The organism is Pseudoalteromonas sp. SR43-7 (assembly GCF_014163785.1).
Taxonomy (GTDB): Bacteria; Pseudomonadota; Gammaproteobacteria; order Enterobacterales; family Alteromonadaceae; genus Pseudoalteromonas; species Pseudoalteromonas distincta.
In genome coordinates this window covers 50,233-75,207 of record NZ_JACJDY010000024.1, presented here as the reverse complement: position 1 = coordinate 75,207, position 24,975 = coordinate 50,233, and the positions used below count along the sequence as shown (strand labels likewise).

Annotated in this window: 21 protein-coding genes; 12 read left to right on the top strand and 9 right to left on the bottom strand. The window is 40.7% G+C overall.

The genetic code is table 11. The features are described 5' to 3' along the window. Positions 1 to 138 precede the first annotated feature (138 nt). Positions 139 to 1,386: a cystathionine gamma-synthase gene (gene metB / locus H5087_RS16710; RefSeq protein ID WP_182672769.1), complete on the bottom strand. Its 1,248-nt coding sequence runs from the start codon at positions 1,384 to 1,386 to the stop codon at positions 139 to 141. A gap of 289 nt (positions 1,387 to 1,675) precedes the next feature. Between metB and metJ the strand changes: the two genes are divergently transcribed. Then, the gene (gene metJ, locus H5087_RS16705) at positions 1,676 to 1,996 is read left to right on the top strand and encodes a met regulon transcriptional regulator MetJ (RefSeq protein WP_002958371.1); all 321 of its coding nucleotides are present in this window, start codon (positions 1,676 to 1,678) and stop codon (positions 1,994 to 1,996) included. 64 nt (positions 1,997 to 2,060) lie between these two features. On the opposite strand, the gene H5087_RS16700 is transcribed toward metJ, so the two are convergent. Together H5087_RS16700 and rpmE are read right to left on the bottom strand one after the other, a co-directional pair. Further along, entirely contained in the window at positions 2,061 to 3,302 is a 1,242-nt protein-coding gene (locus H5087_RS16700) for a malic enzyme-like NAD(P)-binding protein (protein WP_024596313.1), read from the bottom strand. A 526-nt stretch (positions 3,303 to 3,828) separates the two neighbouring features. Beyond that, positions 3,829 to 4,044 (bottom strand): 50S ribosomal protein L31, encoded by a 216-nt coding sequence (gene rpmE, locus H5087_RS16695; protein ID WP_002958369.1) that lies wholly within the window; start codon positions 4,042 to 4,044, stop codon positions 3,829 to 3,831. Positions 4,045 to 4,274: 230 nt separating this feature from the next. Here rpmE and priA point away from each other — a divergent pair, with 230 nt between their 5' ends. The 5 genes from priA (at position 4,275) to H5087_RS16670 (ending at position 9,384) form a co-directional block, all read left to right on the top strand. Continuing rightward, a complete protein-coding gene (gene priA, locus H5087_RS16690) occupies positions 4,275 to 6,461 on the top strand; it encodes a primosomal protein N' (protein ID WP_154903921.1) in 2,187 nt (728 codons plus the stop codon). Positions 6,462 to 6,481: 20 nt separating this feature from the next. Further along, positions 6,482 to 7,009 carry an SPOR domain-containing protein gene (locus H5087_RS16685; protein ID WP_024596311.1) on the top strand — a complete coding sequence of 176 codons (528 nt, stop codon included), beginning with the start codon at positions 6,482 to 6,484 and terminating at the stop codon, positions 7,007 to 7,009. A 79-nt stretch (positions 7,010 to 7,088) separates the two neighbouring features. Continuing rightward, entirely contained in the window at positions 7,089 to 7,607 is a 519-nt protein-coding gene (gene hslV, locus H5087_RS16680) for an ATP-dependent protease subunit HslV (RefSeq protein ID WP_002958366.1), read from the top strand. 11 nt (positions 7,608 to 7,618) lie between these two features. Next, positions 7,619 to 8,947, top strand: coding sequence for an HslU--HslV peptidase ATPase subunit (gene hslU, locus H5087_RS16675; RefSeq protein WP_024596310.1), 1,329 nt, complete (start codon positions 7,619 to 7,621; stop codon positions 8,945 to 8,947). Positions 8,948 to 9,009: 62 nt separating this feature from the next. Next, the gene (locus H5087_RS16670; protein WP_024596309.1) at positions 9,010 to 9,384 is read left to right on the top strand and encodes a gamma-butyrobetaine hydroxylase-like domain-containing protein; all 375 of its coding nucleotides are present in this window, start codon (positions 9,010 to 9,012) and stop codon (positions 9,382 to 9,384) included. Between the two features lie 29 nt (positions 9,385 to 9,413). On the opposite strand, the gene H5087_RS16665 is transcribed toward H5087_RS16670, so the two are convergent. The 3 genes from H5087_RS16665 to H5087_RS16655 form a co-directional block, all read right to left on the bottom strand. Further along, the gene (locus tag H5087_RS16665; RefSeq protein ID WP_182672768.1) at positions 9,414 to 11,294 is read right to left on the bottom strand and encodes a methyl-accepting chemotaxis protein; all 1,881 of its coding nucleotides are present in this window, start codon (positions 11,292 to 11,294) and stop codon (positions 9,414 to 9,416) included. A 109-nt stretch (positions 11,295 to 11,403) separates the two neighbouring features. After that, a complete protein-coding gene (locus H5087_RS16660; RefSeq protein ID WP_154903919.1) occupies positions 11,404 to 12,435 on the bottom strand; it encodes an MJ1255/VC2487 family glycosyltransferase in 1,032 nt (343 codons plus the stop codon). Further along, positions 12,432 to 12,971, bottom strand: coding sequence for a phosphatase PAP2 family protein (locus H5087_RS16655; protein WP_024596307.1), 540 nt, complete (start codon positions 12,969 to 12,971; stop codon positions 12,432 to 12,434). The genes H5087_RS16660 and H5087_RS16655 overlap by 4 nt, the downstream gene beginning before the upstream one ends. Before the next feature lie 201 nt (positions 12,972 to 13,172). Here H5087_RS16655 and rraA point away from each other — a divergent pair, with 201 nt between their 5' ends. Continuing rightward, positions 13,173 to 13,670, top strand: coding sequence for a ribonuclease E activity regulator RraA (gene rraA, locus H5087_RS16650; RefSeq protein WP_002959955.1), 498 nt, complete (start codon positions 13,173 to 13,175; stop codon positions 13,668 to 13,670). A gap of 1 nt (position 13,671) precedes the next feature. Then, positions 13,672 to 14,721 carry a formimidoylglutamase gene (locus H5087_RS16645; protein ID WP_182672767.1) on the top strand — a complete coding sequence of 350 codons (1,050 nt, stop codon included), beginning with the start codon at positions 13,672 to 13,674 and terminating at the stop codon, positions 14,719 to 14,721. Here the strand turns inward: H5087_RS16645 and H5087_RS16640 are convergent. Together H5087_RS16640 and hutI are read right to left on the bottom strand one after the other, a co-directional pair. Continuing rightward, on the bottom strand, positions 14,718 to 16,382 hold the full coding sequence (locus tag H5087_RS16640) for an EAL domain-containing protein (protein ID WP_024596305.1): 1,665 nt from the start codon (positions 16,380 to 16,382) through the stop codon (positions 14,718 to 14,720). The genes H5087_RS16645 and H5087_RS16640 overlap by 4 nt on opposite strands. A 120-nt stretch (positions 16,383 to 16,502) precedes the next feature. After that, positions 16,503 to 17,750, bottom strand: a complete 1,248-nt coding sequence (gene hutI, locus H5087_RS16635; protein ID WP_182672766.1) for an imidazolonepropionase — start codon at positions 17,748 to 17,750, stop codon at positions 16,503 to 16,505. Positions 17,751 to 17,869: 119 nt separating this feature from the next. Between hutI and hutC the strand changes: the two genes are divergently transcribed. The 3 genes from hutC to hutH all read left to right on the top strand — a co-directional run bounded on the left by hutC (position 17,870) and on the right by hutH (position 21,855). Next, entirely contained in the window at positions 17,870 to 18,577 is a 708-nt protein-coding gene (gene hutC, locus H5087_RS16630; protein ID WP_182672765.1) for a histidine utilization repressor, read from the top strand. Between the two features lie 66 nt (positions 18,578 to 18,643). Next, positions 18,644 to 20,317, top strand: coding sequence for a urocanate hydratase (gene hutU, locus H5087_RS16625; protein ID WP_182672764.1), 1,674 nt, complete (start codon positions 18,644 to 18,646; stop codon positions 20,315 to 20,317). 2 nt (positions 20,318 to 20,319) lie between these two features. Next, complete coding sequence (gene hutH, locus H5087_RS16620) at positions 20,320 to 21,855, top strand: histidine ammonia-lyase (RefSeq protein ID WP_182672763.1); 1,536 nt, start codon at positions 20,320 to 20,322, stop codon at positions 21,853 to 21,855. Here hutH and H5087_RS16615 read toward each other — a convergent pair. Continuing rightward, positions 21,852 to 22,622 (bottom strand): NADP-binding protein, encoded by a 771-nt coding sequence (locus tag H5087_RS16615; protein ID WP_182672762.1) that lies wholly within the window; start codon positions 22,620 to 22,622, stop codon positions 21,852 to 21,854. The genes hutH and H5087_RS16615 overlap by 4 nt on opposite strands. A gap of 116 nt (positions 22,623 to 22,738) precedes the next feature. On the opposite strand from H5087_RS16615, the gene H5087_RS16610 reads away from it, so the two are divergent. Continuing rightward, positions 22,739 to 24,766, top strand: a complete 2,028-nt coding sequence (locus H5087_RS16610) for a methyl-accepting chemotaxis protein (protein ID WP_024596300.1) — start codon at positions 22,739 to 22,741, stop codon at positions 24,764 to 24,766. Positions 24,767 to 24,975 lie beyond the last annotated feature (209 nt).

Here is a 24,975-nt window from a genome sequence, read left to right as displayed (position 1 = left end):
ATGTTTGGTATTTATGCTGCGTTATCGCCTATTCATGGGGAATAACCACACTACATAGGCTCCGCCTTGCCTAAAAACCAAACATACTGCTGCAAATTCACCCACCAAAGATCAACACGCCCTAGGGATTGGTATTACTTACCAAAGCGCTGGACGGGCTGCACTTAATTTAACGTTTCCATCAGGAGTGCCAGCACCTTTGCCTACACGGCCAACATTTTTATTTTGCCCTGGTTTTACAAGTTCAAATACTCGTTCAAAGTCAGCTATTAAATCGTGTATATCTTCAATCCCAACCGAAATACGAATAAGCGTGTCGCCCACACCCGCTTCTAAACGTGCCTTTGCCTCCATGCCTGCGTGCGTCATAGTTGCGGGGTGACAAATTAAACTCTCTACGCCACCTAGTGACTCAGCTAAACTAAACGTTTTAAGACTTGTTAAAAATGCTGCAGCGTCGTTTATATCGCCTTTAATATCAAAACTAGCCATGCCACCAAAGCCAAGTTGTTGTGCTTTAGCAAGCTCATGTTGAGGATGCGACTCAAGTCCTGGATAGTAAACTTGGCTTACAAAATTGGAACTTTCAAGGTACTTAGCTATTGCTAGCGCATTTTCTTGGTGCTGCCTTAAGCGCACATTTAAAGTACGTAGACCACGAAGCGTTAAATAACTATCAAAAGGCGCGCCCGTAATACCAATATTATTTGCCCACCAAGCAAGCTCATCACCAAGCTCTTGTGTTGCAGCAATAACAGCGCCGCCCACTACATCTGAGTGCCCGTTAATATATTTAGTGGTTGAATGCACCACAATATCTACACCAAACTTAATAGGGTTTTGTAAGGCAGGAGACAAAAACGTGTTATCTGCGGCAACCAATGCACCGCATTGCTTAGCAACATCGGTAACCGCTTTAATATCGGTTAAACGAAGTACTGGGTTACTTGGAGTCTCTATCCAAATAAGCTTAGGTTTAATTGCTAAAATTTGTTGAAGGCTTTCTTCTTTTGTTAAATCTAATACTTCAAGCTTCAATAGTCCGCGTTTTTGTAACGATGTAAATAAACGATAGCTACCACCATAACAATCATGTGGAATTACTAACGTGTCGTCACTGTTAAGTAGCTGAGTAGCTAAATGCACGGCTGCCATACCAGTGGCCGTAATTATGCCGCGAGCGCCGCCTTCAAGCTTAGCAAGCGTCTCTGCTAAAATATCACGATTAGGGTTACCACTGCGGCCATAATCATACTCACGCTTAGTATCAAAGTCGGCAAACGAATAAGTCGTTGATAAATAAATTGGCGGCACCACTGCACCATGATGTTTATCAGCATCAACGCCGTTACGTACAGCAATGGTCGCTTTGTTTTTTTCGCTCATATTCGTCACCTGATTAATTTGGATGTTTAGACGTCTAAAAGAGTAAGTTATCCGTTTTAATAAGTCAAAGTATTTTAAAGCTCTAGATGGCTAAAGTTAGGAAAGGCGTTTGCTAGTACCACATTTTAGCTCACAAAAGTGAGCTTATTTTTACATCCCAAATAGGCTTATTAAGATAGATCGGTATCTATTATTTGACTATCTTTTTTAAATCGATAGAATTTCACGCATATTTACACGCTTTTTATACCGTGTGAGAAATTAATAATCTGAGGCAACGATACATCTTATGGCTAAATGGAATGGTGAGTATATTCACCCATACGCAGAACACGGGAAAAAATCAGAGCAAGTTAAAAAGATCACCGTTTCGATCCCGCTAAATGTATTAAAAGTTTTAACGGATGAGCGTACGCGTCGTCAAATCAACAACCTTCGCCATGCAACAAATAGTGAATTGCTATGTGAGGCGTTTTTGCATGCATTTACTGGCCAACCTTTACCAAATGACGATGACCTACGTAAAGACAACGCAGAAAAAGTACCAGAAGAAGTTAAAAAGATAATGCAAGAAATGGGTTTAGAAGTGCCTATTTTAAACGAAGAATAAATCGTTACCTTTTTAATCAAAAAACCTCAGCATTGCTGAGGTTTTTTTGTTTAAGCGTTATATATTACGCCATATAATTTTCAGGCAAGTCAATTTGCGCAACACCCGACTCTACCGCAGCAAGTGCTACAGCTTTAGCTATACGCGGTAGTAAACGCGGATCCATTGGTTTTGGAATAATATACTGCGCACCAAACTCTAGCTTATCTACGCCTGCGGCTTTTAAAACTTCTGCAGGTACAGGCTCTTTGGCAATACTACGAATAGCCTCAACTGCAGCAATTTTCATTTCATCGTTAATCGCGCTTGCACGTACATCAAGTGCACCACGGAAAATAAACGGAAAACATAAAACATTGTTAACCTGGTTAGGGTAATCAGAGCGCCCTGTTGCCATAATTAAATCGTTGCGTGCGCCGTGAGCAAGTGCAGGATCGATCTCTGGATCTGGGTTTGAACATGCAAACACGATCGGCTTTTCTGCCATTAGTTTTAAATCTTCGGCAGCTAACAAGTTAGGACCCGAAACACCAACAAACACATCAGCATCTGCAATTACATCTTGCAATGTGCGTTTATCGGTATTGTTAGCAAAAAGCTGTTTATATTCGTTTAAATCATCGCGACGAGTATGAATAACACCTTTGCGGTCAAGCATATAAATGTGTTCACGCAGTGCACCACACTTAATTAACAGTTCCATACACGCAACTGCAGCAGCGCCTGCACCTAAACATACAATTATTGCATCTTCAATTGATTTACCTTGTACTTCTAGCGCATTTAACATGCCGGCAGCCGTCACAATGGCGGTGCCGTGTTGGTCGTCATGAAAAACAGGAATGCTACAACGCTCTATTAATGCTTTTTCAATTTCAAAACACTCTGGTGCTTTAATATCTTCAAGGTTAATACCACCAAATGTGTCAGCAATATTGGCAACCGTGTTAATAAAGTCTTCTGTTGTTTTGTGCTTTACTTCAATATCAATAGAATCAAGCCCTGCAAAACGTTTAAACAATAACGCCTTGCCTTCCATTACGGGCTTAGACGCTAAAGGACCTAAATTACCCAAGCCCAAAATTGCAGTACCATTAGTGATAACCGCAACCATGTTACCTTTACCGGTATATTTATATGCATTTGCAGGATCTGCGGCAATTTCACGTACAGGCTCAGCGACACCTGGGCTATAAGCTAGGGCTAAGTCTTGAACTGTTTCAGCTGGTTTTGTTAGCTCAATGCTAATTTTACCAGGTACGGGATGTGAGTGATAATGTAGTGCTTGTTCACGAAAGTCAGACATAACGCGATGGTATCCTGCAATTTAAGTTAAAGTGAGAGGTGGAGTCTTGGGGTACGATACCCTTATTATTTTTAAATTCCAAGCAATATCAGGTCTATCCTGTTATATGCTATATCCTTTAATTTTAAGAGGTTTTTCAGTAACTTTGCAGGATTATATAAACATTTGATAAATAAAAATTCACCAAAAAAGTAAGTTTTGAGGTGTGTTTATGTCTATTAAAATATTAAAAAAATGTATGTTTAACACATCATCACAAACTTAAAATAACAGCCTACTACACTACTTTAAAAACAGATAAGCCCACGTTAGCTACTTTTATCAACCTAGTTAAAATTTGTACTATTTAAAATATAGAGAATATCTATCGATTTGTCTGTAAAGGTTTATGCATACTCAGAATAAGAATAGGAAATAGTTATGCAAGGTGTGATGTAGCTCGAGCAAGCTAAATAAGATAAGAAGTAGTAAATTTTAGACACAAAAAAAGCACCCTAAGGTGCTTTTTTTAACTAAACAGCAATAATTACTTCTTGCTGCTAAGTGCACCGAAGCGCTTGTTGAAGCGATCAACACGGCCGCCAGTGTCTAAAATCTTTTGCTTACCAGTGTAAAACGGGTGACACGCAGAACATACGTCTAAGTGAATGTCTTTACAAAGAGTTGAGCTAGTTTCGAATTTGTTTCCGCATGAACATGTTGCAGAAATTACTTCGTACTTAGGGTGAATACCTTCTTTCATAGGAACCTCTAGTTAAGGCCGCATCGCTCTCCAAACCCGAAGTCTGGCACCATACGTCGTTAAAACAAATTTGTTGGTGGCGGATTCTATCCAACAACCTTCCCCTGCACAAGTATTTATTTATCTTTTCGCTAAAAAAGTGAACAATCTCTTTCTCAAGTACTATTGCTAGTAGGTTTTTAGCGGTATTTTTAGTACATTACAGCATTAATTTTACGGGTTGAGTTGTTATGAGTTTTGTTGAAGTTGCTATTAAAGTCCCGCTTCCACGCACCTTTGATTATAAAATAGAAGAGCAGCTCAGTGGCTTATCAACCCCAATACTTCCGGGCATGCGGGTTTTAGTGCCTTTTGGTAATCAAAAAAAAGTGGCTGTTGTTCTGGGCATTAAAAACAGTACCGACGTCCCTTTAAATAAAATTAAGAATATTATAGAGGTAATAGACGATACCCCTATTTTAAGTGCCCAACATTTAGAACTCCTTAGCTTTACTGCCCGCTATTATTGCTACCCCTTAGGCGAAACTATTCACATAGCGCTACCGAGTGTACTTCGCCAAGGTGAATCGCCAGATAAAACCAGTATTAATATGGTTGCCCTGACAGAAAAAGGTGCAAAAGTACCGTCATTAAAAGCTAAAACACAGCTCAATTTATTAAAGCAGTTATCGCAATCGGGGAAATCATCGTTAACCGAATTAAAAGCTCTTGGCTTTAGTAAAAAAACAATCGATAGCCTAATAGATAAAGAACTCATAACACAAACTATTGAGCACGATAACCAATGGCAAAGTGTTGCTCCAACTGTCGGTAGTAAACCAGTACTTAATAAAGAACAAGCGGTTGCCTGTACGGCAATAAATCAAAGTAGTGGATTTAGCAGCTTTTTATTAGAAGGCGTAACTGGCAGTGGTAAAACAGAAGTGTATTTACAGTGCCTAGAAGAAGTATTAAAACGTGGCGAGCAAGCATTAGTATTAGTGCCAGAAATAGGCTTAACGCCACAAACTGTAAACCGTTTTCGTCGCCGCTTTCCTGATACACCCATTATGCTTTGGCATTCAGCCCTTACCGACAACGAGCGATTGCAAACATGGCGCTTTTGCGAAAAAGGCAGTTGTGCAATAGTTATAGGCACACGTTCGAGTATTTTTCTGCCATTTTTAAAACTCGGTATGATAGTTGTCGATGAAGAGCACGATTCATCATTTAAGCAACAAGATACCCTTCGTTACCATGCTCGTGATTTGGCCGCATACAGAGCTTTTCAGCATAAAATACCACTTATATTAGGCAGTGCTACACCCGCACTTGAAACACTTCACAAAGCAATTAATAACAAATATCAGCTACTAAGTTTAACCGAGCGCGCGCAAACTGCGACAGATAACCAATTTAAGTTACTCGATATGAAAGGCCAACCCGACCAAGCAGGTATTGCACATGCAAGCCTTGCCACTATGCGCCAACACTTAAACCGCGGTAAACAGGTTATGGTGTTTTTAAATCGTCGAGGTTTCTCACCCACTCTTATTTGCCATGAATGTGGCTGGCTAAGTGAATGTAAACGCTGCAGTACCAGCGCCACATTTCATAAAGCGATTGGGCAAATGATTTGTCACCACTGTGGCGATCAATACCCTGTTCCTCACCAATGTCCTGATTGTGGAAGTACGCAAATATTTCCAAATGGCAAAGGTACAGAGCAAATTGAAGAGTTTTTATCGACCGAGTTTCCAGATACACCCGTTACTCGCATAGACCGCGATTCAACTCGCCGTAAAGGCAGCCTTGAAAAAGCACTAGATGAAATAAACCTAGGCGGTGCACGCATTTTAGTAGGCACACAAATGCTTGCCAAAGGCCATCACTTTGCAGATGTAAGCCTTGTTATAATTTTAGACGTAGATAGCGGCTTATACTCATGCGACTTTAGGGCGACAGAGCATTTAGCACAGTTAGTTACTCAGGTCGCGGGGCGAGCTGGGCGTTCAGGGGAACCTGGCCAAGTATTATTACAAACACACTTTCCAGAACACCCACTTTTACAAGACTTAGTTAATAATGGTTACCAAGATTTTGCTCGCTTTGCACTGAGTGAACGCGATGATGCAGACTTACCACCCATTACAAATATGGCTATTGTCCGTGCACAAGGACACAGCATTAAGCTAGTCGTCGATTTTTTGACGGATTTGGTTCCTGTGAATGGGGTATCTGGTATACAATTGCTCGGTCCGATCCCTGCTCCACTTGAAAAAGTCGCAGGTATGTATCGTTTTCAATTACATATTCAAGCGCAAGATCGCCGCATATTACATCAGTACCTTGCGCAAATGGTTGATTATTTAAGTTCAAGTAAACTTGCACAAAAAGTACGCTGGAGCTTAGACGTAGACCCTATAGACATGATTTAGGTTAAGGCCAAAATAACACCATGGCACAGCACGATTATATTAACAAAAAGCCTGCAGGCAGAAACAGTAAAAAAAACGCACCCGCTAAAAAACCATTTCCTATTCTTTTAGCTGTCATAGCCATCTTACTCGTCGGTGGTTTTGCTTATACATTATGGTTTATTAAAAGTAATGCAGATCCAAAACTTGTCGAAAAACAAGCAAACCCCACTGCGCCCGCAAAAGTAGAAGTGGTTATTCCACGCACACCAGAGTTTATTAAAGAAATTAGAAACCACGAGATTCAAGTTGAAGTGAAAGAACTTGAGCAAAAAGGCCCTTACGTTATGCAGTGTGGTTCGTTTAAAACCCACGCACAAGCGGAATCGCTAAAAGCTAAAATAGCATTTGCAGGCCTCATTTCTGAAATAAAACAGGCTGAAGGCAGCAATGGTACTTGGTATAAAGTGCGCTTAGGCCCTTATAAAACCAAACGCCAAGCCGAAAGTGATAAAAACAAACTTAAACGTGTAAAAATAGTCGGCTGCGGAATTTGGGGCTGGACTTGAAAATAAACCATTCACCCATATAACCTCTTCATAATCGTTTTTTACGAGTTGCCTCTGCAGCTCGATGATGAGGAATAACATGACTACTATCGTAAGTGTACGCCGTGGCGACAAGGTTGTAATTGGCGGCGATGGCCAAGTGTCTCTTGGTAATACCGTAATGAAGGGCAACGCCCGTAAAGTTCGACGTCTTTATAATGGCAAAGTAATCGCTGGTTTTGCCGGCGGTACTGCTGATGCCTTCACTCTTTTCGAGCGCTTTGAAAGCAAATTAGAAATGCACCAAGGAAACCTAACTAAAGCCGCAGTAGAAATGGCTAAAGATTGGCGCAGCGACCGTGCACTTCGAAAACTCGAAGCTCTGCTCGCTGTAGCAGACGAAACAGCCTCTTTAATTATTACCGGTAATGGCGATGTGGTTCAACCTGAAAACGACCTAATTGCAATTGGTAGTGGTGGTAACTTTGCACAATCAGCTGCAACCGCCCTTTTAGAAAATACAGATTTAAGCGCTCGTGAAATAGTAGAGAAAAGCTTAACTATTGCAGGCAACATCTGCGTATTTACTAATAACTTCCAAACAATCGAAGAATTATAATAGGAACTATCATGTCTGATATGACCCCAAGAGAAATTGTTCACGAGCTAGATCAGCACATTATAGGTCAGGCTAAAGCAAAAAAAGCAGTGGCTATCGCACTTCGTAACCGCTGGCGCCGCATGCAACTCAAAGAAGATTTACGCAGCGAAGTAACACCAAAAAACATTTTAATGATTGGTCCAACCGGTGTAGGTAAAACAGAAATTGCCCGCCGATTAGCAAAACTTGCTAACGCACCCTTTATTAAAGTAGAAGCGACTAAGTTCACTGAAGTTGGCTATGTTGGTAAAGAAGTTGAGACTATCATCCGCGATTTAGTCGATGTATCAATTAAAATGACTCGCGAACAGCAGACTAAGAAATTTAAACATCGCGCCGAAGAAGCAGCAGAAGAGCGCATTTTAGATGCCCTTTTACCACCAGCGAAAGATCAATACGGCGAAACGCAGCGTGATGATAACTCATCAACTCGCCAAACGTTCCGTAAAAAGCTACGTGAAGGTCAGCTAGATGATAAAGAAATTGAAATCGATTTAGCACAAGCACAACCAAACGTAGAAATTATGGCGCCTCCTGGTATGGAAGATATGACCAACCAGCTACAAAGCATGTTTCAAAACATGGGCGGCGATAAGCGCACTAAGCGTAAACTAAAAATCAAAGAAGCCTTCAAACTATTAACGGAAGAAGAAGCCGCTAAATTAGTAAATCCTGAAGAGCTAAAAGAGCAAGCTATTTTTGCAGTAGAGCAAAACGGTATTGTGTTTATTGATGAAATAGACAAAATTTGTAAGCGCGGCGATTCTTCAGGTCCAGATGTGAGCCGAGAAGGTGTTCAGCGCGACTTACTACCGCTAATTGAAGGTTCAACTGTAAATACTAAGCACGGAATGGTTAAAACTGACCATATGCTGTTTATTGCCTCTGGTGCGTTTCAGATGGCAAAGCCATCAGATATGATCCCAGAGCTACAGGGCCGCTTACCGATTCGAGTAGAACTTGAAGCACTTACTGCAGATGACTTTAAACGCATCCTTACAGAGCCTCATGCATCGCTTACCGAGCAACAACGAGAGCTGCTTAAAACTGAGCAGGTATCGATTGAGTTTAGCGACGATGCAATTGAACGTATTGCCAAAGCAGCTTGGCAAGTTAACGAGAAAACCGAAAACATCGGTGCCCGTCGTCTACACACTGTAATGGAAAGATTGATGGAAGAAATTTCATACGATGCTTCTGAAAAAGCAGGCTCGTCATTAGTAATCGACGCCGCTTATGTTGAAAAACACTTAGGTGCACTTGTTGAAGATGAAGACTTAAGCCGCTTTATTCTATAAAACGAATATAAACGTTATACTAAAAGCCTCCAGATTGGGGGCTTTTTAATGGGATATATTAAATGAAACACGTAACAAAAGTGCATTACCACAGTGTAAGTAAAAATCTAGATGTTTACTTTGATGATGACAGTAAAGCTGTATTTAGCTGTGAGTTTTTACGTGTACACTCCCCTTCAGCTGAAGTGCAGGGCCATGGCTCTGGCCCAATGAAGCTAGTACTTAATAAGCAAGCTGTAGGAATAAAAAGTATTGTACCTGTTGGGCATTACGCACTTCGTTTAGATTTTGACGATGGCCATAACAGCGGACTATTTAGTTGGCGCTACTTTGAAAAACTACAACAGCAACAAGATACATTGTGGAGTGAATATTTAGTGCGGGTAACTGAACACGAAAAAAGTAAAGATAGCGTGCCTATAAAGTTTGTTCCTTAAACTTTATAGACCCGCACTATTAGGGGTTATTACACCTTAAACTTATCAATTGCAGTGAATAGAACACGAGCCTGCTCAGAGACTTCTTCACTTGTCTGCGCATTATTAGCAGCATGTCCCGAAGCATCTTGTGCAATATCTCTTATACGTACTACGTTTTTATTTACCTCAGACGCTACCTGACTTTGCTCATCAATCGCAACTGCTATTTGAGTACTCATCTCCATGATAGTTTGTACATCTTCGGTTATATCACCAAGTAGCTCACCCGCTTTAATTGCTTGAGACGCGCTTTCATCTCCTTGCGAGCGGCACTGGTGCATAATACTAACCACCTCTTGAGTGCGTTGTTGCAGGGTATTAATAATCCCCTCTATTTCACTAGTCGATTCTTGCGTGCGCTGAGCAAGTGAGCGAACTTCATCTGCCACTACTGCAAAACCACGCCCTTGCTCTCCAGCTCTAGCCGCTTCAATTGCAGCATTAAGCGCTAATAAGTTGGTTTGATCTGCAATCCCTCGAATTACATCAAGCACTGAGCCAATGGTTTCGCCGTCTTTTTCTAATTGCGATACAACACTTGATGCATTACCTAACGAACTAGACAAATCTCTAATATGTTTAACCGTTGAGTCAACTTCACTGCGCCCTTGCTGTGCGCTTAAGTTGGTTGATTCTGCTTTTTTAGCTGCGGCTTCAGTATTATGAGAGATATCTTGAATAGTTGCCTGCATTTGCGTTGCAGCTGTCGCTACCATGTCTGCTTCATGTAGTTGCTCTTGCATACCAGAGCTTGTTGCTGCGGTACTTTGTGATAAATGCTCGGTTGCTACATTAAGGGTGTTTAAAGCACCATTAACTTCGTTAATTAAGTTCTTAAAATCGCCTATTAAGCTATTAAAGTCGACAGTCATGGTGGTAATTTCGTCTTTACCTGTTTGCTCTATCATCACGCTCAAATCATTATTACGACGAATATCATTAATAGTGTGATAAACCCGCTCAATAGGTACAATAATGGAGTGGCTTGTAAAATAAACTAGCGCTAATACAACCACACCTGCAATCACAAATACCAAAATAGCTAAAAATTGAGCCTGCTCTACACTTTGCTCTACTTGTAACTTAGTGTCTTTAACGATTTTAGAAACAATGGCGTCGCTTTTATCTACACTGTCACGCATTACTCCAAGTGCGCCTGACTCAAGATCTAGCCCTAGCTTAGTTTGGGCCTGCACAAGTGTTTGAAATTCGCTTTGGTATATATCAATCAAAGGATTAATTTGTGCTTTATAGTCGCTTGGCAGCTGTGCTGCAGCTATCTGCTGCTTAAATGTATTAATTCCCTCATTAAAACGCCCTAGGTACTTAATATCAAATCTCAGCATGAAATCTTTTTCTGAGCGTCTTAGTTGCAGCATTGACGACAGCAGTTGGTAATTTTGCTGCTCTTTTAATAGTTGCTCAACTTCATGAACCGAGCTTCTAAGCTTGCCATATAACCCGTCGGTCGGGGTTAAACCAATCTCTTTTTGAAGCTTAACAACAGTTTCAAAATCATTATTATAGCTATTTATTAGTTGCTCAAAGCGCTGGACCTGCTCCTGTGCAATACCTTGGTTAGCCATTAACTGTTGTAACTTTTTTACTTTATCACTTAACTGCTCAAAATCCGTTTCAAATGCAGTTAACGCGTCTTCTTGTTTATAAAACAAAAAGTTTTTTTCATGTTTACGCAATGCTAATGCATGTACGTTGAGCTCTTCTGCTAATTGAATAGTCTTGTTTAAGCTCAAGGTTGTACGTGATTCAAAAATAATCACGCATAAAAGGACCACCATTGCTAAACCAACAACGACTGCGTTTAGTTGTAAACGTCGTTTAATTGTTAGGTTTTGTAAAAAATTCATCGCTAACGCCTTTTTTGAATATGCATTTTTATTATAGCTAATAGATCAAAAGCGACTAATTAATTTAACTTTTTATTATTGGTAATTCTAAACAGTTTAAATGTGATGGCTATAAGGCGACACTATCCCACAAACCTTTATGTAACGATTGTGTGTTATTCCATTGTTGTTTAACCAACCAATCAATTAAAGGCGCGGGATCGCTGGGGTAATTTATCTGCTTGTTTTGCGGCGCGCTATTCCAATCATCAAGGGCTTGTGGGTTTAAATAGTTCATAACATGCGCCATGCCCATGGCAAATAAAGTTTGTGCATTTGCTGCTTGCTCAAACTGACCATCTAAAGGCTTTAATAGTAACTTTTTACCTAACTTAAGCGCTTCACTGGCAAGCTCAAATCCCGCATTACCAATAACGCCACTTGTGTTTGCTAAGTCGTTTAAAAAACCAGAGCGTGAAGGGGCACGTAAATGTATATGTCCAAAAGATTGATTGGTGGCATTTGGGTGATAACAATAAAATTCTTTTTCGGGAAAGTCTTTTAAATAATCAACAACGCTATCTAAGTTTTCGAAAGGTAAATATACCAATACCTTGTTCATTACTGCTACAGGGTTGTCGTGATTATGATGAGCAATAAAAGGCGGTATTATATTATTTGCAAATGGTTGCCAGTGCACGCCTAAGTAGGTAGTCGCTGGTGCATAATGCTTGATAAGTGATTTTCTCAGTACGCCACGACCAAACATAGGTACGTTATCTGACAAAAATGCTGCTTGGTGACTAATGCCAATAACGGGTATACCTGCCCGTTTTGCAGCCCATGCTGTCACAGGCTCAAAGTCGTTAAGTACAAAATCGTACTGTTTTATCTCAAGCGATTTTATATCACTCACCAACTTACAAATTCGCATGTTTTTAAGTGTTTTGAGATTTTTAACTTGCCCATTTTCAGTGCTAAACGATAAACCGCGATACGCTTTATAATCTGAGAATTCGTGCATATCAAAGTAATCTTTATTTGCGCGCCCTGAAAACACATAATCAACATCAATACCGAGCTTATTAAAGCAGCTTGCCATAACCCGAGCGCGCGTTATATGACCATTACCGGTACCTTGCACTCCATACAATATTTTCATGCAGGCACCACAAGTGCTAACGCAAATAAACCACAAAAACTACCAATCGTTGCGCCTATTATAATATCAGCAGGAAAGTGCACACCCAATACCACACGAGACATAGCAACGCCGGTAGCCCAACTAAATAGTAGTAATGCATATTCTGGAAAAAAATGGCTTAATATAATTGCCACTAAAAAGGCAGCAGCACTGTGACCCGATGGTAAACTAAATTTATCGCTCGGTACTATATAGGCATTTGTTACTAAGCAGTCGCATGGACGGATCCGAGCAAATCTATTTTTAGCTAGTAGGTAAATAGGTCTTTCTATAGCAAAACCAATTAATATAGTAACAGGCAATAATTGGTGCTGTTCATTATTACTAAGCCACCACACTGCTAAGCATATTAATATATAAAGCCCACCATCACCGCTTTTAGACAAACCAAAGGCCATTGTTTTAAACCACCTCGGTGAATTGCAATTAAACAAAGTTAAAAATAATTGCTCATCTATCTGAGTTACCTTTTTAAGCATATTATTATTCATCACCATCCCTCATTGCATAACATATGAACACCGATTTAGCTTATGTGTTGTAAATAACAATTGAGTGACGCTTTTAATACACTATTATTGCGATTAATGATTTAGCGCTTGTTTTGCCTAAATTTACTGCGATTAAGTCGTTGTTATTGCTTATAAGGAGGGTATACTGAGATATAAATTAATGTACCTTTTGAGGATAAAATAATGGATTACAGCACTTCTGATTTATGCGACCACTTTGCTGACGTGGTTGACGTGCTAGAGCCTATGTTCATCAACTTTGGTGGTCGACACAGCTTTGGTGGCCGCATTAAAACGGTTAAATGTTTTGAAAATAATGAACTCATCCGCGAATTACTTTCTCAAGATGGTACAGACCTAGTACTTCTTATTGATGGTGGCGGCTCAACTCGTCGCGCACTAATCGACATTGAATTGGCTGAGCTAGCACTTGAAAACAACTGGAATGGTATTGTTGTTTACGGCGCAGTACGCCACGTTGATGAGCTTGAAGAGCTTGATTTAGGCATTCAAGCAATTGCTTCAATCCCTGTTGCAGCCGACAGCGAAGGTGCTGGTGAAGATGCTATAGGCGTTAACTTTGCTGGGGTATCATTTTTTGATGACGACTTTATTTATGCTGATAGCACAGGCATTGTTTTATCTGCAGAAGAATTAGAGTTGGAAGTTGTAGAAGTATAACGTGACTTCCCATTTAAAAGTATATGATGAAAGCGCGGTTAGAACACTTTGCTCTACCCGCGCAAATGAGAAAAAAGCATGGCAATCAATGGCCTTGCTCGACACCCAAGTAAACCTGCAACAAGCACTTGTTGACGCTGCTCAATTTGGTATCCGCTATGTACTTCTGGGTATTTGCGAAGATATCGGCCCAAAAGCAAACTTAGGAAATGGCGGTGCAAACGAAGCATGGCCGGCTTTTTTAAAACGCTTTTTAAACCAACCTCACAATCAATTTATTGCCACTCAAAAAGTGCTTTTATTGGGTGAAGTTAATACTGATGATTTAATGGCGCAAAGCAACCAGCTTAATAATCAGCAAGGCCAGCAGTTAACTCAATTACGAGATTTATGCCAACAGCTTGATGAACGCGTAGAGTCGGTATTGAGCCTTATTTTTAAAGCGGGGCTTGAGCCAATCGTTATTGGCGGAGGTCATAACAATTGCTTGGGAATTATCCGTGCCCTGAGTAAGTCAAAAAATACACCTATTAATGCTATCAACTTTGACCCTCATGCCGACTTTAGAGAATGTGAAGGTCGCCATAGCGGCAATGGCTTTCGCTACGCTTATAACGAGCAACATCTAAGTAATTACCACGTTATTGGCTTACATGAGATAAAAAACAATCAAGCAATTATAGATGCAATGAGTGAAGCTAACTTTACGTTTGATAGCTATCAATCAATACAAGTTAAGCGAAAAATTACACTCACTCAGGCAATTGAAAACGCATTAAGTAATTTTAACGATTTACCACTGGGTATTGAAGTTGATTTAGATAGTATTACTTACATGCCGGTTAGTGCGTACACATGTTGCGGATTTAGTGTGAATGACACTGAGCACTTTGTGCACTTAGCAGCAAACCATCGCCACTCTAAGTACTTACATTTATGTGAAGCAGCGCCTAGCCAGCACCCTAGCGGAGTTGAGGCCGGTGCTGCCCATGTAGGGCAAGTGATCAGTGCACTTGTGAATAGCTATCTACAAGCCAAAGAAAACACTTAGCGCTGTTGAACTAATCGCCACTCTTTTAGCCAGCTCATTAAACCAATACTACTTAGCGGGTGACCAAAGTAATAACCTTGGGCAGCATAACCTTTTAAGCTTTTTACAAACTTAAGTTGCTCAAGTGTTTCTACCCCTTCAAAAATCACTTTTGTTTTTTGTTGGTTATGCATTTCAACCATTCCGCTAACTAAACTGCGTATATTGTTTTGATTACTAAAGTCAGCAGTGAGTGAAGGTGAAACCTTAATATACTCTACCGCTAAGCTTGGTAACTTAGAAAGTAGTACCGGGTTATCACCAAGTCCATCAACACATACTTTTAAGCCTATGTTATTAAGCCTTGCGATCATGCCTCTGCCTTTATCATCTAGTCCCGTAAAAATATGCAAAGGGCATTCAACAATTAAATCGCCAGCTTCCAAGTGATGCTCACTTAAAACAACATCAACAAATTCAATAAACTCTTCGTTAAGCATTTCAGGACCAAATACGTTAATGCTAAGCGGTATAGAAATACCTTCTATTCTAAGCGCCATTGCAAGCTCAGCAGCTCTCTCTATTACAAATTTAGCGAGTGGATAACCAAGCCCTGCAATTCTAATGTCGTCGATAAACCTGTTAGCGGATAAAATCCCTTGCTTAGGGTGCTGCCAACGCAGTAGTAATTCTAAAAACTCAATTTGACCGTTTTCGTTACAAATAATAGGCTGAAAATAAAGCTCTAACTCGCTCGAAAAATCAATATTTGCTAATTCCTTTAGTCGCGCTTGTTGCTCTCGCAATTCAATCATCATTTGTTGATGATAAGGCACAACCTTGCGATCTGGGTGGCTATCGAGTGCTAGGTATGCGTACGATATTAAATTATCAAAGTTGTTATCTTGCTCATTACAATCAACATAACTCGCTCTCGCTTTTACTTCTACAGTGCAGTTAGCAACATTAAATGGCTTAAGCGTTGCACCCAGTATTTGGTCAATAACTAATTCATGTAAGTGTTTTTGATTCGCGAAACTACAAATAAATGCAAAGTTAAGACCCCCTAAGTGGGCTAGCTTTTCTTGCCCAGTTAAAGTCACTATTTCGTCACTTGAAAGTAGCTCTTTTATTCGATTAGCCGATTGCGCTAACAGTATATCGCCAAAGTCGCGTCCAATATGCTGGTTAACTTGCTCAAAGCCTTCAAGGCGAATAACGATTAACGCTGCGCTTATTTGTTTGTTGTCGCACCATGCATAGTAACCTTGGCGTAACTGTTTTCTATCTGCAAAAACTGAAAGCGGAGACTCTTCAATAAATGCATCACCTTCAGGTTCTGGCTCTATAACGACTTCTATTTCAGCACTTTCATCATTTAAAAAGCCAACAATAGCTAATAATAATATTGCTAACACAACCCAAAATAGCGGAACTTCCAATAATAAATGAGCTGAAAATAGAACAACAAATAAAAGACCAGCCATTGAGCTGGTAATTATCATGCTCCAATTATTTCGCTCAAATGCTTGCCATAAGTGAAAACAAAACCCAAAGGCTAGTAGAATAGCAAGCCAAGCCGCACCGCTGCTTAAGATAGCTAAACCAACAGCAGCTGTGCATAAATAACTAAATTTAATACTGGTATTTTTAACAGCAAATAAAGTGGCGATCATCGCCATTAATAGTGCACCACTAAAAAATATTGGGAAATTACTGTCGGTTAGTATGTTCAAATTAACGGCATCCGTATTCGCTAAAAAAGTTTAAACCAAGTTATATGTGAGTAAAAATAATACAAACTAATTAATTCTACCCAAAATCCATAAATTTAACAGTTTATTTACGCCAAATTGGTAACTTAATTGTGATGGATGACTTATTTGCCAATGCGCAATATCAGCTCTTGCGCCAACCTTTAAAATACCACGGTCGTCTAAACCTAGTGCTTTAGCTGCATTTCGAGTAACACCAGCTAATGCTTGCTCAGGTGTTAATCTAAACAATGTGCATGCCATGTTCATCATCAAGTGCACTGAGCATAGTGGTGAAGTACCCGGGTTAAAATCACTCGCAATAGCTATCGGTACTTTATATTGATTAAGTATCTCAATAGGTGGGAATTTAGTTTCTCTTAAAAAATAAAATGCACCTGGCAATAATACCGCTACCGTCCCAGCGTCTGCCATGGCTTTTACACCCTCTTCATCTAGATGCTCAATATGATCCGCCGAAAGGCCATTAAACTGCGCCACCAGCTGAGCCCCCTGTTGATTAGATAACTGCTCAGCATGGCATTTTACTGGGAGGTTATGCTTTTTAGCCGCCTGGAAAACACGTTTGGTTTGCGAATAACTAAACCCAACATTTTCACAAAATACATCGACTGCATCAGCAAGATTATTAGCCACTACCTGATCAAGCATGTCAGTACACACTAAATCAATATATTCATCAGCACGGCCTTTGTATTCAGGCGGTAGAGCATGCGCCCCTAAAAAAGTAGTTTTAATATCAATAGGGTGATGTTCACCTAATAAACGAGCGACTTCTAATATTTTTATCTCGTTTTCTGTATCTAGCCCATAACCAGACTTTATTTCAACGGTGGTTACACCTTCTTTTAACAACGTATTTAAGCGATCTTTTGCATCAACAAACAATTGTTCACGGTCGGCTGCTCTTGTGGCTTTAACCGTACTTGCTATGCCACCGCCTTGTGCCGCAATTTGCTCATAGCTTACGCCTTGCAAACGCTGTTCAAACTCTTGCGATCTTGAACCTGCAAATACTAAGTGAGTATGGCAATCTACTAAGCCCGGCGTTAACCACTGTCCTTTTACACTCAATGTCGGCGTTGCAAACACATCAAAACTAGGCAATGTTGATTGCTCTCCAATCCACGCAATTTTACCATTTTTAATGGCTATAGCAGCATTTTCAATTGCGCCATAAGGGGCATTTATATTGCTATCCATAGTGGCAATATTGGCATCAGTTAAAAGTAAGTCGATTTCTTCTAACTCATAATTTTGTGTTGTGCTTTGCATATCGCAGCCCTTTTTACACCGTGAATAATGAAAATATAGTCTAACAACCCATCTTGTATATACAAGGTAATTGTGTCATCTTATTTATATAGTTTATTTTTAATGTAACCATAAATTTAATGACGACACCTAAATTTGCGCAAATAAAACAATTCATTGTTGATAAAATTCGCAGCGGTACGTGGCAAGAAAACCAACGTGTTCCCTCTGAAAACGAACTAAGTAGTCAATTTAGTGTAAGCAGGATGACAGCCCGCAGAGCACTAAGCGAATTAACCGAGGCAGGTATTTTAACCCGCAGCCAAGGGTTAGGTACATTTGTAGCTACATTTAAATCGCAGTCATCGTTACTTGAAATAAAAAATATTGCTGATGAAGTAAAAGAGCGTAACGGCAACTACACCTGTAGCGTACTCATACTCGAATCAATAAATGCAGTCGCACCTATTGCCATTGCACTTGGTGTTGAGGTTGACAGTGTTGTATATCGAAGTGTACTTGTGCATAACGAAAACGACAGCCCTTTGCAGCTAGAAGAGCGTTTTGTAAACCCTGCCCTTGCGACTGGCTACTTACAACAAGACTTTAGCATGCTTACACCTCATGAATATCTATCTAGTGTTGCCCCACTTACCCAAGCAAGGCATACAGTAGAGGCCATTATGCCAAACAGCGAAATGTGCCAATGGTTAAGCTTATATAATGAAGAGCCATGCTTACAAGTGATCCGACGCACCTGGTCTGTTAAAGGCATTGTAAGCTTTGCGCGCCTTGTATCACCTGGCAGTAAATATCGCTTAGGTGGCCACTTAACATTTAAAAAATAACAAACAATAGCGCTTACTGCGCTTTTTTTATAACAAATCACCTTGTATATACAACAGGAGCAAAACATGAACAACCGACTCGACACAAGTCGCGTAATACGTGCACCTCATGGCGATAAAATAAGTGCTAAAAGCTGGCAAACAGAAGCTGCTAAGCGCATGCTAATGAATAACTTAGACCCTGAAGTTGCAGAGCATCCTCATGCACTTGTTGTATATGGTGGTATTGGCCGAGCAGCTCGTGATTGGCCAAGTTATGACAAAATTATAGAAACCCTCGATAGGCTCGAAAGCGACGAAACCCTGCTTGTACAATCAGGAAAACCCGTTGGTGTATTTAAAACCCACAGTAATGCTCCTCGCGTGCTTATTGCTAACTCAAATCTTGTTCCACACTGGGCAAATTGGGAGCACTTTAACGAGCTCGATAAAAAAGGCTTGATGATGTACGGGCAAATGACGGCGGGTTCTTGGATCTATATTGGCTCGCAAGGCATAGTACAAGGAACTTACGAAACCTTTGTAGCTATGGCAAAGCAACATTTTGCAGGTAGCGCTAGTGGTAAATGGGTATTAACAGGTGGTCTTGGTGGTATGGGCGGTGCGCAACCACTTGCAGCTACAATGGCTGGGTTTAGTGCGCTAGTTGTTGAATGTGATGAAAGCCGTATCGATTTTCGTATAAAAACAGGCTACGTTGATGTAAAAGCAACAAGTCTTGAACACGCACTGCAATTAATAACCGATGCATGTGTTAAAGGTAAAGCCCTCTCAGTGGGTTTACTAGGTAACGCTGCCGATGTATTTAGTACACTGGTTAAAACAGGCATTACCCCTGATGTAGTCACAGATCAAACATCTGCTCACGACCCATTGAATGGTTACTTACCACAAAACTGGACAATGGAGCACGCCGTAAAAATGCGTGAGCAAGATCCAAAAGCCGTAGTAAAAGCTGCTAAACAATCAATGGCAGTCCAAGTTAAAGCGATGCTGGCACTACAAAAAGCCGGTGCCGCCACTACTGATTACGGTAATAATATTCGTCAAATGGCGTTTGATGAGGGTGTTACCAACGCGTTTGATTTTCCTGGATTTGTGCCCGCCTATATTCGCCCTTTATTTTGTGAAGGTATTGGACCATTTAGATGGGTAGCATTATCAGGCGACCCTGAAGATATATATAAAACCGACGCTAAAGTAAAAGAGCTTATTCCTGATGATGCACATTTACATAACTGGCTTGATATGGCGCGGGAACGCATACAATTCCAAGGTTTACCTGCACGTATTTGCTGGGTTGGACTTAAAGATAGAGCGCGCCTTGCACTGGCCTTTAATGAAATGGTTAAAAATGGCGAACTTAAAGCCCCTATAGTTATTGGTCGTGACCACCTCGATTCTGGTTCAGTTGCCAGCCCTAACCGCGAAACAGAGAGCATGAAAGATGGCTCAGATGCAGTATCAGATTGGCCATTACTCAACGCACTGCTTAATACCGCAAGTGGCGCTACTTGGGTGTCGCTTCATCATGGTGGCGGTGTAGGCATGGGATTTAGTCAGCACTCTGGTGTAGTTATTGTTGCCGATGGTACTGATGAAGCTAAAGAGCGTATTGCTCGCGTACTGTGGAACGACCCTGCAACAGGTGTAATGCGCCATGCTGATGCCGGATACGACATAGCAAAAAACTGCGCTAAAGAACAAAATTTAGACCTACCTATGTTAAACGAGGAATGATCATGTTCGAACTTACTCTCACACCCGGATCACTTGATTTAAACACACTAAGAAAAATTAATAATTCACCGGTAAAGTTAAGCCTTGCAAAGCATGCCGAGTCGCAAATAGCAGCCAGCGCGCAAACCGTTCAAAACGTTATTAATGAACACCGCACTGTATATGGAATTAACACCGGCTTTGGATTATTAGCCAATACTAAAATTGCCGACGACCAACTTGAATTATTACAGCGTTCCATTGTACTTTCACACGCTGCGGGTATTGGCGAATACATGGATGACAGCACAGTAAGGTTAATGATCACCTTAAAAGTAAATTCGCTTTCACGTGGCTACTCGGGTATTCGCCTGCAAGTGATCCAATTTTTTATGCAGCTGCTTAGTAGCGAAGTATATCCATGCGTGCCTAAAAAAGGTTCCGTGGGGGCCTCGGGAGATTTAGCCCCTCTTGCGCATATGTGTCTACCTTTATTAGCTGAAGGTCAAATGCGACATAAAGGAGAAATAATTAGCGCTGCACAAGGGTTAAAAATAGCGGGACTTGAACCCCTTACCCTTGCAGCTAAAGAAGGCTTAGCATTATTAAATGGCACACAAGCGTCGACTGCGTTTGCACTACAAGGCCTATTTAGAAGCGAGAACTTATATGCACAAAGCTGCGTTATCGGATCAATAAGCATAGAAGCTGCAATGGGCAGTCGCGCGCCATTTGATGCACGTATTCATGAAATTCGTGGACAGCGCGGACAAATAGACACCGCTCAAGTATTTAGAGAGCTACTCGATACGCACTCTCAAATTAGTACCTCCCACGTCAATTGTGAAAAAGTACAAGATCCATACTGCCTTCGCTGCCAACCTCAAGTGCTAGGTGCTTGCCTAACTCAGATACGCCAAGCTGCAGAAGTGTTACTATGCGAGTCGAACGGTGTAACCGATAATCCGCTAGTTTTTGCCGATGTAGGCGACATAATATCGGGAGGAAACTTTCATGCAGAGCCCGTTGCAATGGCCGCTGACAACTTAGCAATCGCAATTGCAGAAATTGGCGCATTAGCAGAAAGGCGAATTGCATTACTTATCGATTCAAACCTATCCAAATTACCGCCATTTTTAGTTGAAAACGGCGGGGTAAATTCAGGATTTATGATTGCCCAGGTTACCGCTGCAGCGCTTGCCTCAGAAAACAAATCATTAGCACATCCGGCTTCGGTTGATAGCTTGCCTACATCTGCAAATCAAGAAGATCATGTTTCTATGGCAACCTTTGCAGCAAGGCGCTTAGATGAAATGGCCAATAATACCCAAGGTGTTTTGGCAATAGAATGGTTAGCATCGGTTCAAGGGCTAGAATTTAGAAAGCCGCTTGAACCATCAGATAAAGTGCAAAGCGCTAAAGCATTGTTACGCGAGCATGTAAGTTATTATGATAAAGACCGCTACTTTGCTCCCGATATCGAAGCTGCTAATACATTACTAAGTGAAGGTAAGCTATGCGACTTTATAGAGAGCAGTCCCCTGCCTTCAGCATATTAAATACCGTGCTGATAGCTAAACCCTAAGGCTTCAATGGCTGAGCCTAATATTTTTCGCTCAGCCGAATCAGTTCCTGTAAACGTTGGCATTTCACCACCATGTTGCTGACACTTCATCGCGTAGTATTCAGCTTTTGTGGGGTGCGCAGGATTAACAACATTATAAATATTTTGCCCTATTTGCCAGTGCTCTATCACCGCAAAAATAGCATTAATGACATCTTGTTGATGCACCATATTTACCACTTGCTCACTTGATGTATTGAGCTCTTTACCTGCCACAAAACGCCCTGGTTCTCTATTAGGCCCTAGTAATCCAGCTAAACGCAGCACTTTCCCGTCTTGCTCAAGTACTTGCTCTTCAGCTTCATAAAGCTTTATTTGGCGCTCGTTTGTGCATGAAATATCACTACTTTCGCTATATACACCAGGCTCTTGATCGTACACCCCGGTTGATGAGCACAATAAAAAGCCCTTTGCGTTTAGCTCCTTTGAAAGCTTAAGCGCCGCGGTGAGTGTTTCAGGATAATTACTTTCACTGTGCCTGCTACGTGGTGGAATAGCACATACCCAATAAGCATCTTGTAAATCAACTTGATGCCTCAATTGTCCATCTTCAAGTGTAAACTGACGCTCAAAGTCAAACTCGTGTATATCTGTTCTATGCGTTCCTTGTACTTGCCAGTCAGCTTTTTGCGCACTTACGCATAAAGCATGTCCTAACCAGCCTGCACCTAATACTACTAATTTATTACTTTTATTTGTCATTTTTGTATAAGCCTTTATTTTAAACGCATAATTAGTTCTTTCTATCTAACTTTATAGAGATTTTAAGTAAGATATGATTAGATATAATTTCATAAATAATAAAAATATGCGCACTCATGCTAAATAATTTATCGTTACGGAAGAAAATATTATTATTGATTGGTGGAACAATTACCGTTTTACTGATTATCGCCTCAACATTTTTTGTTAAACACATTGCCAATCTCTCTAGAGAAAACATAGAAAACGAAGCACAAAGTTATCTACAGACCGAGCAACTTTCAATGCAAAGTTACTTCGCAATGTACGGTAAAATGGTATCAACCTTTGTTAATAACCCACATTTAATCAACTTTTTTGAAAATTGGGATACTCGCGATCAAGCACTTGAAAGTGCACCTGGCTACAACGAAGTAAACCAAGACTTTGTGCGTTTAAGCTCAAATGACGAAAACATTTTATCGGCCTTTTTTGCCTCAGCAACCACCGGTGAGTACTTTAAAGAAAACGAGCGTACAAGTCACTACAACGGCCAGCCTTATTACGCTTACAAGCGTGGGTGGTGGCAAGAAGCCATGCAAGTTAACAAGCTTTACGTAGGTCCAATCTCTGTTGATTTAACCACAGGCGTAGCATCCGCAGTAGTACAACAACCTGTTTATAACGCTCAGCGAAAACTCATTGGTATGGGCGGTGTTGATTTACAATTAAACAAAATTAACGACATGGTCGAAAATATTCGCTTTAACGGCCAAGGTTATGGATTTTTACTCGATGGTAATCAAAAAGTAGTACATTTTTCAAAGGCCACTGGGCATAAACTTTCAATTACAGATGAAGGTGCAAACGGTAAAGAAGGGCTCGATGCGCTTGAGCAACAATTTACGAATACAGCAGGCTTTAAAGAGTTAAATACACAAATGCGAAATAACCTTGAAGGCAGCCAAATGGTTACTTTTAAAGGTGAGCAGTTTTATGTGGTTTACCATCGTTTGCAGCTAGAGCAGCCTTATATAGATTGGTATGTAGGTCTACTTATCCCAACTACTATGATTGAAGAGCCCGTAAATGCTGCAGTAACCGCTACAACAACGGCGGTAATTATTATCTTAATCATTATATTAGCCATGATTTTATGGGCTACCCACATGATTTCAAAACCCATTACAACGCTTACGCACATTATGCGTGATATAGCATCGGGCGAAGGCGATCTTACTCAAAAAATTGATATTAATAGTCAAGATGAAGTGGGACAGCTGGCCAACCACATGAACACTTTTATTGATAAGTTGCACGCCATGATGCTTGATACCGCAGCGCAAGCAGAACAACTAAGTAATGCAGCGGCCCAGTTAAGAAGTGTTTCTGAGAAAACAAATTCTGAAATTCAGCAAGAGAAGCAGCAAGTTGATAGCGTGAGCGCAGCGGTAACTGAAATGGCGACTACTGTGCTTGAAATATCACGTAACGCACAACACACAAATAACGCAGCTGAAGAAGTACAAGCAATTACAGCTGAAGGAGCTAGCCGTTCTACACAGGCGCAAACAGTAATGACTGAACTGGCATTACATATTGGCGAAGCTTCTAAAGTGGTTGCAGGTCTTGAGCAAGAAAGTAATAACATTGGTGCGTTAGTCGATGTAATTAATTCCATTGCAGATCAAACCAACTTACTTGCACTTAATGCGGCTATAGAGGCTGCTCGTGCCGGTGAACACGGTAGAGGCTTTGCCGTTGTTGCTGATGAAGTTCGTTCACTTGCAAGTCGCACACAAGAATCAACAGACGATATTCGAAATATGATTTCGCGCTTGCAGCAAATAGCTCAACAAGCCTCAGTAATGATGCAACAAGGACAAGATCAAACCGAGGGCTCAGTGCTTCAAACTAAAGAAGTGCTTAGCTCACTTCACAATATTGCGCAGTCGGTTACTAAAGTACAAGACCAAAGTCATCAAATAGCCACATCTACCGAGGAGCAAACTGTTGTTGCTGAAGATATTAATACGAGCCTTTCGGCAATTAATAACTTAGTGAACAGTACCGCTGACCATGCGCACACCCTCGCTGACGAAGCTCGTGACTTAAGTGATTTAGCTGCGGCGCTTAACAAAACGGTTAATCAATTTAAATTATAAAACATTCATTTTATAGTTGTGTTTAAGCGTAAAACTTAAGCGCAACTATAACCCTTGTTTTTAATTTATTTAGCACCATATCTTTACAGTTCGCTGCTATTTTTACTGTAATTGAGTAATACAAAGTGATTTTTACGAACCAGATCAAATTTTTCGATTTTATACACCGATCTTTTTATTGAGATAGTTTGTTGTTTGGCAGAGTCTGG